The sequence below is a fragment of the Mucilaginibacter sp. NFX135 genome, assembly GCF_048565145.1.
Classification (GTDB): Bacteria; Bacteroidota; Bacteroidia; order Sphingobacteriales; family Sphingobacteriaceae; genus Mucilaginibacter.
In genome coordinates this window covers 4,295,963-4,310,325 of record NZ_CP183412.1, presented here as the reverse complement: position 1 = coordinate 4,310,325, position 14,363 = coordinate 4,295,963, and the positions used below count along the sequence as shown (strand labels likewise).

At 41.9% G+C, this 14,363-nt stretch carries 12 protein-coding genes; 7 read left to right on the top strand and 5 right to left on the bottom strand.

Annotation, left to right across the window (positions count from 1 at the left end; all coding sequences use genetic code 11):
• Positions 1-11 precede the first annotated feature (11 nt).
• The gene (locus tag ACNURT_RS17825) at positions 12-1,355 is read right to left on the bottom strand and encodes a sensor histidine kinase (protein WP_419698864.1); all 1,344 of its coding nucleotides are present in this window, start codon (positions 1,353-1,355) and stop codon (positions 12-14) included.
• Positions 1,356-1,509: 154 nt separating this feature from the next.
• Here ACNURT_RS17825 and clpB point away from each other — a divergent pair, with 154 nt between their 5' ends.
• Entirely contained in the window at positions 1,510-4,131 is a 2,622-nt protein-coding gene (gene clpB, locus ACNURT_RS17820; protein ID WP_419698863.1) for an ATP-dependent chaperone ClpB, read from the top strand.
• Positions 4,132-4,186: 55 nt separating this feature from the next.
• On the opposite strand, the gene ACNURT_RS17815 is transcribed toward clpB, so the two are convergent.
• Entirely contained in the window at positions 4,187-4,375 is a 189-nt protein-coding gene (locus ACNURT_RS17815; protein ID WP_419698862.1) for a hypothetical protein, read from the bottom strand.
• 89 nt (positions 4,376-4,464) lie between these two features.
• Positions 4,465-4,854: a hypothetical protein gene (locus ACNURT_RS17810; protein ID WP_419698861.1), complete on the bottom strand. Its 390-nt coding sequence runs from the start codon at positions 4,852-4,854 to the stop codon at positions 4,465-4,467.
• A 188-nt stretch (positions 4,855-5,042) separates the two neighbouring features.
• Here ACNURT_RS17810 and ACNURT_RS17805 point away from each other — a divergent pair, with 188 nt between their 5' ends.
• Both ACNURT_RS17805 and ACNURT_RS17800 read left to right on the top strand, forming a co-directional pair.
• On the top strand, positions 5,043-6,653 hold the full coding sequence (locus ACNURT_RS17805; protein ID WP_419698860.1) for a hypothetical protein: 1,611 nt from the start codon (positions 5,043-5,045) through the stop codon (positions 6,651-6,653).
• Between the two features lie 180 nt (positions 6,654-6,833).
• Positions 6,834-7,178, top strand: coding sequence for a phosphoribosylpyrophosphate synthetase (locus ACNURT_RS17800; protein ID WP_370999381.1), 345 nt, complete (start codon positions 6,834-6,836; stop codon positions 7,176-7,178).
• An 85-nt stretch (positions 7,179-7,263) separates the two neighbouring features.
• Here ACNURT_RS17800 and ACNURT_RS17795 read toward each other — a convergent pair whose 3' ends face one another.
• A complete protein-coding gene (locus tag ACNURT_RS17795) occupies positions 7,264-7,821 on the bottom strand; it encodes a hypothetical protein (protein ID WP_419698859.1) in 558 nt (185 codons plus the stop codon).
• A gap of 298 nt (positions 7,822-8,119) precedes the next feature.
• Between ACNURT_RS17795 and ACNURT_RS17790 the strand changes: the two genes are divergently transcribed.
• The 3 genes from ACNURT_RS17790 to guaB all read left to right on the top strand — a co-directional run bounded on the left by ACNURT_RS17790 (position 8,120) and on the right by guaB (position 12,565).
• Positions 8,120-9,376 (top strand): M16 family metallopeptidase, encoded by a 1,257-nt coding sequence (locus tag ACNURT_RS17790; RefSeq protein ID WP_419698858.1) that lies wholly within the window; start codon positions 8,120-8,122, stop codon positions 9,374-9,376.
• A 120-nt stretch (positions 9,377-9,496) separates the two neighbouring features.
• Positions 9,497-10,774: a M16 family metallopeptidase gene (locus ACNURT_RS17785; RefSeq protein WP_419698857.1), complete on the top strand. Its 1,278-nt coding sequence runs from the start codon at positions 9,497-9,499 to the stop codon at positions 10,772-10,774.
• A gap of 318 nt (positions 10,775-11,092) precedes the next feature.
• Entirely contained in the window at positions 11,093-12,565 is a 1,473-nt protein-coding gene (gene guaB, locus ACNURT_RS17780) for an IMP dehydrogenase (protein WP_090465607.1), read from the top strand.
• A 59-nt stretch (positions 12,566-12,624) separates the two neighbouring features.
• Here the strand turns inward: guaB and ACNURT_RS17775 are convergent, their stop codons facing one another.
• Entirely contained in the window at positions 12,625-13,404 is a 780-nt protein-coding gene (locus tag ACNURT_RS17775; RefSeq protein ID WP_419698856.1) for a hypothetical protein, read from the bottom strand.
• Positions 13,405-13,520: 116 nt separating this feature from the next.
• Between ACNURT_RS17775 and ACNURT_RS17770 the strand changes: the two genes are divergently transcribed.
• Positions 13,521-14,105 carry a TIGR00730 family Rossman fold protein gene (locus ACNURT_RS17770; RefSeq protein ID WP_419698855.1) on the top strand — a complete coding sequence of 195 codons (585 nt, stop codon included), beginning with the start codon at positions 13,521-13,523 and terminating at the stop codon, positions 14,103-14,105.
• Positions 14,106-14,363: the final 258 nt, after the last annotated feature.

Below are 14,363 nucleotides of genomic sequence, written 5' to 3'. Positions count from 1 at the left end.
GGCCTTTTATGTTACCCCAACCAGGCAACAGGCAGTTTTATATAAAAAACGGTACCGCGGCCTACAATGCTTTCTACGTCAATCACACCATTATGTTTTTCGATTATCTGGCGCACAATACTCAGGCCAAGGCCGGTTGATTCTTCACCTCGGACACCGGTCCTCCGTGCTTTTGAAAAACGGTTAAATATATCCGGAAGCATGTCGGCAGGAATACCCAGGCCATAGTCTTGTACCTCAATAATCAGTTCTTCGTTCTTTTTATTCAGCCGTACATCTACCCGGCTATTATCTTTTGAAAATTTGATGGCGTTGCTAATCAGGTTATCTACTGCACGATGCAATTTTTCCTTATTCACTTTGGCATAGGCAGGGTTAATGTTGCTGGTAAATATTACATCTGTTTTGAGATCTTGTTGTATCTCCCAATCATTCACAATGCCTTTTAACAATTGGTTCAGCTCTGTTCTTTCCATGTCGAAAACGTCGCCGGTATCGTTGCGGGCAGCTTCCAGCAGATCGTCAATAATAGTTCGGGCCTTAACACACGAGGCTTTCATCATATTCAGGTTTTCCTGCATTTCATCGTTTAGGTCATGGTCCATTTCCATGATCATGGCCAGCGACTCCACCGCTGCGATAGGGTTACGGAGGTCGTGTGCCACCATACCTAATACCTGATTCTTAAATTCGCCCGCTTTTTCTATTTCTACATTTTTTTCTCTGATCTCGATCACCTGCTGATAATAGTTAACTTTATAAGAGAAAAAGTACCTGGAAGTGAGGTAAAAAGCAGAAAGCAGAATAGCCGATATCAGCTGGTTATACACCATTTGGGTTGAGCTGGTTTGGCTATAAAACAACAGGCCGGTAAACAATATCTCAATAGTTATTATTAATATAATGGTCTCATAATATTCAAACACGTATATAGCACTTATCAAACTTAAGGCGATAAGATATAATGTTAATGCGTTGCTGGGGTCGGATGTGGCAATGAAACTTGAATACATGCCACAGGATATAATATAAACCGAAAATAGAAATACCAGTAATGCCATTGCGGCAGTTGATTTTTTGTGGCTTTTAAAATTGGCGATGAGCAGGTTACTCAGAATCAGAAAAATAGGAGTTAAAATAATAAATACCCAATTACTTAGGCTAAATTCAGGAAAATTTTGAGCGCGTGTAAGGCTCACCGGAAAAACAAAGTATAGTATCCTTATAATAACATTCAGCACAAGGAATATGATACTTCCGGCCCTTATAGCAACCAGGTTTTGATAGGTATAATAATCCCTGTATGATGCCCGGTATTTTACCGGCAGGCTATTAAAAAAGAAATGACTTTTCAATTGTATCGCATATAAGGTTGTCGGGCAAAAATATCAAAATTTAATAATAAATTTTTCAAATAATAACAAGTCAAAATGTCGTTTCAGTTTATATTTATCTGACTTTTTTTCACTTGACATTAAGTGGCAGGCGTTTTGATTAATACTCATTGATATGAACTTTAACAACTTTACAATAAAAGCCCAGGAAGCCGTACAAAAGGCTTCGGAAATTGCCACTGGTAATCAACAGCAGGCAATAGAACCCGCACACCTGTTAAAAGGCTTGTTGCTGGTTGATGAAAATGTTATAACCTATTTATTAAAAAAATTGAACGTAAACCTTAACCGGTTGAATGAAACGCTCGATGCGCAGATCAGCTCATACCCCAAGGTAAGCGGAAGTAATATTTATCTGTCATCAGATACCAATTCGGCGCTGCAAAAAGCGCAGGGTTACTTAAAGGAATTTAAGGATGAATTTGTATCGGTTGAACACATACTATTAGGCATATTGGCAGCTGGTGGTACTATCAGCTCGCTGTTAAAAGACCTCGGTGTAAATGAAAAAGATCTTAAAAAAGCCATTGTAAGTTTACGTGGCGACAGTAAGGTAACTGATCAGAATGCTGAGGCTACCTATAATGCCTTAAATAAATATGCCCGTAATCTGAATGAGTATGCCGGTTCAGGTAAACTCGATCCCGTTATCGGCAGGGATGAAGAGATCCGCCGTGTAATTCAGATCCTGTCACGCCGTACCAAAAACAACCCGATACTGGTGGGTGAGCCCGGTGTGGGTAAAACAGCCATTGCCGAAGGTATTGCTTTCCGGATTATTAAAGGCGATGTACCTGAGAGCTTGAAAACCAAGGTGGTTTATTCGTTGGATATGGGCGCCCTGATAGCTGGCGCCAAATACAAGGGTGAGTTTGAAGAGCGTTTAAAAGCGGTGATCAAGGAAGTTACCCAAAGCGATGGCGAGATCATCCTGTTTATTGATGAGATCCATACGCTGGTTGGTGCTGGTGGTGGTGAAGGCGCCATGGATGCGGCCAATATATTAAAACCTGCATTAGCCCGCGGCGAATTACGGTCAATTGGTGCTACCACGCTTAACGAGTACCAGAAATACCTGGAAAAAGATAAAGCGCTGGAACGGCGTTTCCAGAAAGTTATGGTAGAAGAGCCTGATGCCGCCGATGCCATATCTATTTTACGTGGTTTGAAAGAACGTTACGAAACCCACCACAAGGTACGGATCAAAGACGAAGCCATTATTGCGGCGGTTGAAATGTCGCAACGGTATATTTCTGACCGGTTTTTACCCGATAAAGCGATTGACCTGATGGATGAGGCTGCTTCTAAACTACGTTTGGAAATGGACTCGGTACCCGAGGTGGTTGACGAATTGGAACGCCGCATTATGCAGCTGGAGATTGAGCGCGAAGCTATCAAGCGCGAAAAAGACGACCGTAAAGTAGCTGAGCTAAGCGAAGAGATCGCAAATCTATCTGCCCAGCGCGATTCCTTACGCGCCAAATGGCAAGGTGAAAAAGACCTGGTTGATGGCATTAACCAAAAGGTGGAGCTGATAGAAAACTATAAGCTGGAAGCCGAACAGGCCGAACGCGCCGGTGATTATGGCAAAGTGGCTGAATTACGCTACGGAACCATTGTACAGGCCCAGGCCGAAGTGGAAAAACTAAAGGCCGCACTGCTGGAGAACCAAAGTGATAGCCGCATGCTGAAAGAGGAGGTTACTGCCGATGATATTGCCGGCGTGGTATCCCGTTGGACAGGCATACCTGTTTCCAAAATGATACAGAGTGAACGCGAAAAACTACTGCACCTGGAAGAAGAACTGCACAAACGTGTAGCAGGCCAGGAGGAAGCCATTGAAGCTATCAGCGATGCCATACGCCGCAGCCGTGCCGGTTTGCAGGACAAGCGCAGGCCCATCGGTTCGTTTATATTTTTAGGTACAACCGGTGTTGGTAAAACAGAGTTGGCGAAGGCTTTGGCAGAGTATCTGTTTAATGACGAAGGTGCATTGGTGCGTATTGATATGAGCGAATACCAAGAACGCCATGCAGTGTCAAGGCTCATAGGAGCGCCTCCGGGTTACGTAGGTTATGATGAAGGTGGTCAGCTTACGGAGGCTGTGCGTCGTAAACCTTATAGTGTAGTATTACTGGATGAAATTGAAAAAGCCCATCCGGATGTGTTTAACATTCTGTTACAGGTATTGGATGATGGCCGTTTGACTGATAATAAGGGTCGTGTGGTAAATTTTAAGAATACCATCATCATCATGACCTCTAACATTGGCTCAAACATCATACAGGAAAACTTCCAGACACTGGAGGATAATAACCGTGAGGAACTGATAGCCAAAACCAAGAACGAACTGTTTATGCTGTTGCGTGCTACCATTCGTCCCGAGTTTTTGAACCGTATTGATGAGATCATCATGTTTACTCCATTGAGCCGTGATGAGATACATGATATTGTGAAACTACAGTTTAACCAGGTAAAACAAACCCTGGCCGAAATGGGCATCACGATGGAAGCTACCGACGAAGCACTGGATTGGCTGGCTCAATTGGGCTACGATCCGCAGTTTGGTGCCCGTCCGCTGAAACGTGTCATCCAGAAAAAGATTCTGAACGAATTATCAAAACAGATCCTGGCCGGCACAGTTGATAAGGACAGTACCATTAAAGTGGATATGTTTGACAACAACTTTGTGTTTTTAAATACTCCAAGAACTACCGATGAACCGGTAAAACAATAAAATAATAAATCCATCATATAGCCAGGAGCCACCCAATTGGGTGGCTCCTGGCGTATTAAGGCTTTTTCTCATCTTCTTCCTTGCCCTTTTCGTCAACCATTTCAATTAAGGTTTCATTGTCGATAATTCTATCCCTGTTTTTTGATTGGGTTGGTGCTGCCCCGGTAATGGCTATACCGGTTACGGCCAATAATAAAAATAGCACCAGGCTAAAAAGCCTGATGATTTTCTTTAGCTTTTTCATGCCGATAACAATGTGAGCCCAGCCTGCTTTAGGCACAGCTAAACCGTTTGATGAAATTTATAGATATGGATTATTAATAAACAGGCAGATTAGCCTATTCTGAAGAATGGAGTATTACTATGTTGATCGGCAGTATGATATAAGTGATCAATAGTGTATGTGAAGTAGTGCCTGGATGATAAAAACAGGGTCTTTAAATACAGGTAACGGATTAACGTGAGCTTTTTGGAGTTGACGCTTTGAATAACATATTGTCTATTTGCGGAGTAAGATACTGTACGTAAAACTAATGCTGCCCTTTTATAACTTATCCCGCCTTTTAAAACAAAAATCTTATCAGTAAACTGTTCTGTAATCGAAGCCCTGTTGCTGCCGGTAATACTATGGCCTATGTAACCCGAAAGCGCAAAAAAACTAACCAGAAAGCCAAAAGCCAGCAGATATTTTTTAAAAGAAGCTTTGAGGGTTTTATTAATCACACGTAAATGTAGCTAAATAGACCGGTTTACGAATAAGTCGTTTTTCTATCCACTCGACTTGTAGTTATTGGTATTGATAATATTTAATAATATGTTAATATTGTGTAAATGTTTGAGTATAAACTTTTATAGAAGTTTACTGCACAATTATTAGTACCGACACACATACAAACTTACCGAAAATCACTATGCTTAAATTTACCCAACCCGGGCTATTATTCGTAGCCTCTGCCCTTACCGGAATGCTGGTAATGGGTTGCCAGAAAAACAATGCCCCAAAGAGTCAAACTCCTGATGGAGCCGCAATCAACAACACCATCAAAACACAAGCGGTATCGCTTACCCAAGGTTTTGAAGTTGGATCAACCAGCCCCAAAACTGCTTATGACGTAGCGCCCACCGGGTCAAGCAGCGGCGATAATGTAACCCTGTCTGGCAATTCATGGAATATGTTTGACGCGTTGATAGGCAACCTGGCTGCAGATCAGAAAGCAGGTTCATGGAGCGCCCGCATACGCAATACAGGTAAAATTACCATGTTGTTTGATATAACCGGCGGGATAAGCACTGTTACCATTAAATCTGCAACTTATAGTGGTGATACCGCAAGCCAATGGGGCTTGTTTTATTCTGTTGATGGTGGCACCACCTGGGCTCAATCGGGTTCAAACATAACAACCGGTGCATCACTGGCTCTACAAACGTTTACCATTAATGTAACCGGTAATGCCCGCTTAGAAATCCGCAAATTAACCGGCGGTACTAACCGTATTAATATCGATGACATCACTGTTAATGATAACGGTGGTGGTACAACCCCTCCGCCGGTGGTGGTTACAGGTAAAAAATACCTGTTTGATGCCAGTCACCTGGAAAACGCGGGTAGTGCCGATTGGCAGATTGATGCCGATGGTACCGAAAATGTGCCAATTTATACTGGCGGCACAACAGTTGAAACCAAAGCTCAACGCATTCCAACACCATCATATACAGGTATCACTGCCAGCACTCCGGAAACTTACTGGAAAGGTGGTATATCATCATGGGCTGTTTCCCTGGTGAAATTAGGCGAACTGGTTGAAACTTTACCAGTTGGCACAGCCATTACTTATGGTAATTCATCAAACCCACAGGATTTAAGTAATTATGATGTATTTGTTGTAGTTGAGCCAAACCGTTTATTCACTGCTGCCGAAAAAACAGCTTTGATGAACTTTGTTTCAAACGGCGGCGGTTTATTTATGATTGCCGACCATACCGCTGCAACAACTGCCGGAACCGATGCCAATGGTTACAATCCATCTGATAGGGATGGCGATGGTTACGATTCGCCGCGTGTTTGGAATGACCTGATGACTAATAACGGTATCAACAATAATAATCCTTTTGGTTTTAACATCAATTATGTAGATATCAGCGAAGGCCCGTCAACCAATGTTTATACCGGCGCCAATGCTAATGCACAAAAAGTATTGAATGGTGCAACCGGTACAGCTTCAAAACTGGCTTTCTATAATGGTTCAACGGCAACGTTGACCCCAACGAATAATTCGAGCGTACAAGGTTTGTTCTGGCGTAATTCAGCTACAAACGGCGGTAACAGTAATGTAATGGCTTTATTGGCCACATATGGCACTGGCCGTATAGTTTGGATCGGTGATAGTTCTCCTGCCGATGATGGCACCGGCGATACCGGCGATAGCCTGTTTAATGGTTGGTCTGGTGATTCGCCTTCGGGTTTTACCTCCCATCCGGCCTTGCACCTTAACGCCTCATTATGGTTAGCTAAGGCTATATAAGCCCTTCTAACCTCCCTGAAGGGGAGAATTAAAAAGCGTCATGAAACTTACGAAGTTTTTAAAACTTCGTAAGTTTTTTTGTTTTAGGCCCACCTTATTCAAACAAGGTACGCGTTTGGTGGTTGTATACATAGGCAGCTAAACACTGCATCCTGTAACACTAAACAAAACATCACCACCATGAAAAATTATGAAACCTTAGTGGATGCCACTAACGATTTGTTAAAAAGAGGATATACCGCTAACCTGAGCCTTGAAGGTGATACCATAGATGATAAGGCTCAGGACATCCATATGAATGCTGATGACTTTGAAATTGATGAATTTTATCGGTTTGAAGGAGCCAGCAATCCCGATGATATGTCCATCATTTACGCGGTATCATCACCTAAATATAATCTTAAAGGGGTACTGATCAATGCTTACGGCACCTATGCAGATAATAGTGAATCGGCTATTGCCGCAAAACTGCACCATCACCAGGTAAGTAATAATCTGCATGGTGAGGATAGGCCGACAGCCTGATTATAAGTCAAAATTCGAAACTTAAAAGTCAAAATCATGTGCGTTTGTCTGGACTACAGTTATAACGCATTTTGAATTTGACTTTTTAATTTTGAATTAATTTCAACGTGTTTTTCGCGGCCGACCGCATACCGGCGCTCTTGTCGCACAGGAATATCTTAAGCTGACCTTCCAATTCTTCGGCAATCCAATCAAAGCGGTCCTTCAAATTAAAAAGCGCTTTACCGGCAAAAGCTTTTACAGCTACCTTAACTTTTGGATCTATCATCCAGTCAAAAAGTTGCTCAACTACCGGCTCCAGGTCAATAGTTTGAAGTTTTTGCCTTACGGTGGCTGGTGATGAACCATCAGTCATGTGCAGGATCAGCTTGGTATAATGCCGCATGCAACTGGGATTTTTCACCTCTTTGAAACGGGATGCAAAATATTCCAGATCATTAAGATACTGCTCCGGGTCTTTCAAAAACATATTCTCCAATATCCATACCGCACGAAAGCCGATCACCTTATCCTGATGAAAAGTGATATCGATCAGATCGCGCAAAGCAAAATGCTGCTCTTCTAAAATACGAGTTAATTTCAACACTTTGGTTTTACCCAGCGTATGTGATAATTCGTCGGCAAGTTGTTGACTGGTAAGCATGTGGTATCAAATTTAAGGCTTTTTATGATGAAGGAAAATAGTTTAATAGCCTGGAATTGCTGTTTTTCAAAACTAAAACAGGTATCATGAAACCATACCTGTCATTGCCTATTTGTTTGCTGCTTTCAACTCACTTTTTTGTCCAGACAGCTATTGCACCTATCCGGGGGAGCGCAATTCGGGTTATTAAGCAGCACAATTGTAACCCCGGCAACATGATCCCCGCGACTCGCTCCAGCAATCCCGCTACTTCTATAAAAATTTATACCTTTACCCGTTTTTAAATTAAAATAACTACATGGTTAAATTCAACCGTTTCACACTGGATAATGGTCTTCGGGTTATTGTTCACGAAGATAATACTACGCCAATGGCGGTGCTTAACATTCTGTATGATGTAGGCGCCCGCGACGAAAACCCCGAACAAACCGGTTTTGCACATTTGTTTGAACACCTGATGTTTGGCGGATCGGTAAATATACCCAGCTACGATGAGCCCCTGCAAAGAGTAGGCGGCGAAAACAACGCTTTTACCAGCAACGATATTACCAACTATTATATCACGCTGCCTTCTGCTAATATCGAGACCGCTTTTTGGCTGGAGAGTGACCGGATGCTAAGCCTGGCCTTTAGCGAAAAAAGCCTGGAAGTGCAGCGCAACGTGGTGATAGAGGAGTTTAAGCAACGCTATCTGAATCAGCCCTATGGGGATGTTTGGTTAAAATTGCGTCCCCTGGTTTATAAACATCACCCATATCGCTGGGCTACCATCGGTAAAACCATTAAACATATCGAAGATGCCCGCATGGAAGATGTAAAGGCTTTCTTTAAAAAACATTACAACCCGCAAAATGCCATTATGGTGGTTGGCGGCGATGTAACAACTGAACAGGTAAAACAACTGGCCGAAAAATGGTTTGCACCGATACCGGCAGGTGAAAAATATCACCGCAACTTGCCACAGGAACCAGACCAGCATGAGGAACGCCGCGAAACAGTTACGGCCAAAGTTCCATTGAATGATGTTTACATCAGTTTTCAGATGGGCAGCAGGCTGGATGATGATTTTTACGCAACAGAACTATTATCTGATGTGCTTTCGCGAGGTAACTCTTCACGTTTATACCGGAGTTTGGTGCAGGACAGGCAGATATTCAGCGAAGTACATGCTTACATTACCAGCAGTCTGGATAAGGGAATGTTTATACTGGAGGGTAAACCACTTGAACATATCAGCATTGAACAGGCAGAAGCAGCCATATGGGAAGAACTGGAAAAAGTTAAAACGGAGGAGATCCCGGCAGATGAACTGACCAAAGTACAGAACAAGACGGAATCGACCATGGTTTTCTCAGAAATGTCGCTGCTTGACAAGGCCATGAACTTGGCTTCATTTGAATTGCTGGGCGATGCCGAAATGCTTAACCAGGAAACATCTAAATACCTGGCAGTAACAGCTGCTCAGATAAAAGATACAGCCGTTAAGATATTCAGGAAGGATAATTCATCAACGCTTGTTTACCTGGCTGAGAAAACTGAATCAGCATTAGCTTAAATAAAAACTGTCTGAACCGAAATTTATCGAATTCAGGAATTAGCAGAATTATTTGGAAGCAAAGAGAATTCAAAAATTCATTAATTCGATAAATTCAGGTTCAGACAAAAAATAAAAAACATGATCGACAGAAAATTAGCCCCGGATTTTAAGGCTATCGAAAATATAAACCTCATCAAACCTGAGCATAAAAAGCTGGAAAACGGCTGCAATGTTTATTGTTTTAACTCGGGCGACCAGGAGTTGGTACGGATAGAATGGATATTTAACAACCTGCGTTTTGACCAGGCTAAGCCTTTGCTCAACATGGCTGTAAATACCATGCTTACGGAAGGAACAACAACACTTTCGGCTTCTGAAATTGCCGATAAGGTTGATTTCTACGGCGCCTTTTTACAAGTTGATTACGGGTACGAGAATTCATTGGTTACGCTGTACAGCTTAAATAAACATTTACACCATACGCTGCCGGTTATTCTGGATATTCTTACAAACTCCGATTTCCCGGAAAAAGAACTGGAAACATTTAAGCGTAACCAGCAGCAAAAATTACAGGTAAGCCTCCAGAAAAATGATGTGGTTGCCCGCCGCGATTTTAATAAGGCTATTTATGGTGAAACTATTTATGGGCTGGGAGCAAGTTTTGATAACTATAAAAGTTTGCAGCGTGAAGATCTGCTGGCACACTTTAAACAAATGTACCAACCGGCAAATTGTACTTTAATAATTGCAGGTAAAATTGAGCCGGAAACTTTTACGCTGATCAAAGAAACTTTTGATAAAAGTTGGACAAACGGCCCTGTTGCTGCAAACACGTCACAACCGGAGCTTAAGCCGGCTGATAAGCTGTTTTATTTTACCGAAAAACCGGATGCCCTGCAATCAGCCATCAGGATAGGGCTACCGGTAATTAACCGTAATCATCCCGATTTTCAACCTTTACAAGTACTAAATACGGTTTTAGGCGGTTATTTTGGTTCACGGTTGATGGCCAATATCCGTGAAGATAAGGGTTATACTTATGGCATTGGCTCTGGTCTTAACTCTTTTAAACAAGGCGGAGCTTTCTTTATCGCGACAGAAGTTGGTGCCGATGTGTGTAAAGCTACTATGGCCGAAATTGAAAAAGAGATTGAATTGCTCAAAACCGAATTGATACCCGAAGAAGAATTATCCCTGGTGCGCAACTTTATGCTGGGATCATTACTGGGTAGTCTGGAGAATGTGTTTTCACATGCCGATAAATTCAAAAGCATCTATTTTGCAGGTTTAGATTATGATTATTATGATAGGTATGCATCAACAGTAAAAACAACAACCGCGCTTGAATTACGTGCCCTGGCTAATAAATATCTGAACTTTGATCAGTTTTACAAGGTGATCGTAGGGAAATATTAGGATTTTTGAATTTCGGATTTCAGATGTTCGATTTCGGATTTATTTAATCCACAAGCCATTCGAACTATTTTTGCCCCGCGTCATTGCGAGGAACGAAGCAATCCCCAATAAGCAGGGTCACTCTGTAAGTAAGGGATTGCCACACTACGTTCGCAATGACGCGTTTTTATAATTCTGCATTCCCAAATCAAAAATCAGATTTATCATACAAAGGCAATTTTCTCCCCGCTTTTAAATAAATCCGAAATCCAATATCAGAAATCCGAAATATTTGTTACCTTTGCCCGGCAAATAATAACTCCAAAATAATTATTTGCTATGCAGTTAGACCCATCAAAATTTGTTGCCGAAGGATTAACTTACGACGACGTTTTACTACTCCCGGCTTATTCAGAAGTTTTACCGCGCGAAGTTAACACCAGTACTTTTTTAACAAAAAACATCCGGTTAAATATTCCCATTATCTCAGCAGCTATGGACACCGTTACCGAATCTGGTTTGGCTATTGCCATAGCCCAGGCAGGTGGTATAGGCATATTGCACAAGAATATGACCATACAGGCTCAGGCCGACGAGGTACGTAAAGTTAAGCGTTCTGAAAGCGGAATGATACAAGATCCTGTAACGCTGCTGGAAGATGCCCTGCTCGCAGATGCTTTCCAGATTATGAAAGAGTTTAGTATTGGCGGTATCCCGGTAATTGATGCGGATCACAAACTAAAAGGCATTATCACCAACCGCGATCTGCGGTTCCAAAAAGATATGTCGGTTCCGGTAAGTGAGGTGATGACCAAAACAGGTTTGATCATTGCTCCGGAAGGCACTACACTAACCGAAGCCGCAGCTATTTTACAAGGTAATAAAATTGAAAAACTGCCTGTGATAAATAAAGATGGCAAGCTGGTAGGGTTGATCACTTATAAAGACATACAAAAAGTAAAAAATTTCCCTAATGCCTGTAAAGACGAATTTGGTCGTTTACGTGTGGGTGCCGCTGTTGGAGTTGCTGCGGATAACATTGATCGTGTAACCGCGCTGGTAAATGCCGGTGTAGATGTGGTTACAGTTGATACCGCCCACGGTCATTCAAAGGGAGTTATTGAAATGGTTAAGGCGGTTAAAAAATTATATCCTAATTTACAGGTTATTGCAGGAAACATAGCAACCGGTGATGCTGCCCTTGCACTTGCTGATGCTGGTGCCGACGCGGTAAAAGTTGGTATTGGTCCGGGTTCTATATGTACCACCCGTATTATTGCCGGTGTGGGTGTACCACAGCTTTACGCGGTTTATGAGTGCGCCAAAGCATTAGAAGGCCGTGGCATACCGGTAATTGCCGATGGCGGTATCAAACAAACGGGTGATATTGTTAAGGCTATTGCGGCTGGTGCAAGCTCTATCATGGCGGGCTCACTGTTTGCCGGGGTAGAAGAATCACCAGGCGAAACCATCATCTACGAAGGTCGTAAATTCAAATCATACCGTGGCATGGGTTCTGTGGAAGCGATGGCTAAAGGTTCAAAAGACCGTTATTTCCAGGATGAAACCGATGTGGTGACCAAACTGGTTCCCGAAGGCATTGTAGGTCGTGTACCATTTAAAGGTAACATGGCCGAAGTGATATTCCAATATATTGGTGGTTTACGTGCAGGTATGCACTACTGTGGTGCTGCTAATATCGAAGATCTGCAAAGAGCCAAATTTGTACGTATTACCGCAGCTGGTATGCGCGAAAGCCATCCGCATGATATTACTATCACTAAAGAAGCTCCTAATTATACCAGCAGATAAATAATATTCTAATTCATAACAAGAAAGGGTTACCATTGGTAACCCTTTCTTGTTATGAATTATTTGCCGCTTCCCCCGGTAATGCTTGATAGTATACCCCCGGTAGTGATTACTCTTAGCGCCTGATCTTCTGTAAAACCTTCCTTTTTTAGGGCATCAAAGTATTGTTTGTTCACTTTGGCTAATTCCTCTATTTTGCCCGGCTGTTTATAATAATCAAGTTGTGAGTCCATCAAGGATTTTGCCATTGTAGCATACATTGGACCCATCATATTCATGGCATTGGCCATTACATTTTGGCCGGCTAAGGTTTGATCTGCATCGGTTAAGTTTTCAACAGGAGGAGGGGGCATCAATACCACGTTCGTCACTTTTACTTTCTGAACAGCTCCGGCAGGTAATGATTGCGTTAGACTTATATTATAGTAGTTAAAAAACGTGATACCATCGGTCCTAAATCCGGGTCTTTCTACAACATCGATAGTTTTGGCGCTGGCAGGTATCTTTTTAAAATAAACCTTAAAGACCAGTTTATCGCCGGCTTTGGCAAAGAAATGTTTGGCTGGAGCTATGGCTATTTTGTCGGATTTTACATAATTGTAGTGCTCATTGTTTACATCTGTTTGAATAAATATTTCCTTGTTAAGCTGTACCCATGCATTATCGCCGCTGGCTGTATACTCAAAGCTGACAGCAGTAAATTGAGTATTAGTTTCAATTTTGGTGATCCTTGCGCTCAAGTCTTCAGGAATTCCCACCACCGGGTTTTCAATAGTTTGTGCAAACGAGGTAAAGCCTATTATCAACAGCAGGCCTGTTAAGGCGAAAAATTTTCTCATTGTGAATAATTTAGGATATAGTTTTTATAAATATAAAAATAAGCCTTAAATAAAAAACAAGTAATAATTAATCATTCCGTAAGCTTCAATATAAAATGGCCTGATATATTTGTGGTATGAAAGCTATCTGCGTATTCTGTGGTGCCAACTTTAATGGAGACCTGGCATTGAAACAAGCGATTGAACAATTGGCCGAACTCATGGTAACCCGCAACATTACCCTGGTATATGGCGGTGGTAAAGTAGGTATAATGGGCTTACTGGCTGATAATGTTTTGCAGCGCGGGGGCAAGGCCATCGGCATTATCCCACAATTCCTGATGGATAAAGAAGTTGGGCACACCGGTTTAACCGAGTTACATATTGTTGAAAATATGCACCAGCGGAAACAAATGATGAATGACCTTTGCGATGCCATCATTACTTTGCCCGGTGGAATAGGTACACTTGAGGAGTTCTTTGAGGTACTCACCTGGTTGCAATTAGGCCTGCATAACCATCCGATAGGTTTATTGAATGTAAACGGCTATTATGATTCCTTACTGAAACAGCTGGATGTAATGGTTGAACAAAAATTCATGAAACCAACCAACCGCGAGTTAGTGATCACCTCAGGCGATCCCATTGAGTTAATTAACCTCATGGATGGTTTTAAAGTTACAACAGACGAAGTTTGGTTTAAAGACAGCAACCTTACGTAGATTAATTAGATGTGCAGATGTGCGGATTTCAGATGTGCAAATAGAAATATATTAATACTCATTCATCATCTGCACATCTGCATATTTGCACATCCGCATATCTTTGCTTAGATGCTGTAATGCTTTAATGATCGATGATTTCATCTTCAGGATGTTGTACGTTTTACGTATTAGGTTTGGATTATTAGTGTTGAATTTTTATAGGAAGTCTGTACGTAATATTATGCTTATAAAAACATATAACTCATAACATAATAC

Coding starts and splice junctions, on each gene's coding strand:
- clpB (WP_419698863.1), top strand. CDS start 1,510: ATGAACTTTAACAACTTTACAATAAAAGCCCAGGAAGCCGTACAAAAG.
- ACNURT_RS17815 (WP_419698862.1), bottom strand. CDS start 4,375: ATGAAAAAGCTAAAGAAAATCATCAGGCTTTTTAGCCTGGTGCTATTT.
- ACNURT_RS17805 (WP_419698860.1), top strand. CDS start 5,043: ATGCTTAAATTTACCCAACCCGGGCTATTATTCGTAGCCTCTGCCCTT.
- ACNURT_RS17800 (WP_370999381.1), top strand. CDS start 6,834: ATGAAAAATTATGAAACCTTAGTGGATGCCACTAACGATTTGTTAAAA.
- ACNURT_RS17795 (WP_419698859.1), bottom strand. CDS start 7,821: ATGCTTACCAGTCAACAACTTGCCGACGAATTATCACATACGCTGGGT.
- ACNURT_RS17790 (WP_419698858.1), top strand. CDS start 8,120: ATGGTTAAATTCAACCGTTTCACACTGGATAATGGTCTTCGGGTTATT.
- ACNURT_RS17785 (WP_419698857.1), top strand. CDS start 9,497: ATGATCGACAGAAAATTAGCCCCGGATTTTAAGGCTATCGAAAATATA.
- guaB (WP_090465607.1), top strand. CDS start 11,093: ATGCAGTTAGACCCATCAAAATTTGTTGCCGAAGGATTAACTTACGAC.
- ACNURT_RS17775 (WP_419698856.1), bottom strand. CDS start 13,404: ATGAGAAAATTTTTCGCCTTAACAGGCCTGCTGTTGATAATAGGCTTT.
- ACNURT_RS17770 (WP_419698855.1), top strand. CDS start 13,521: ATGAAAGCTATCTGCGTATTCTGTGGTGCCAACTTTAATGGAGACCTG.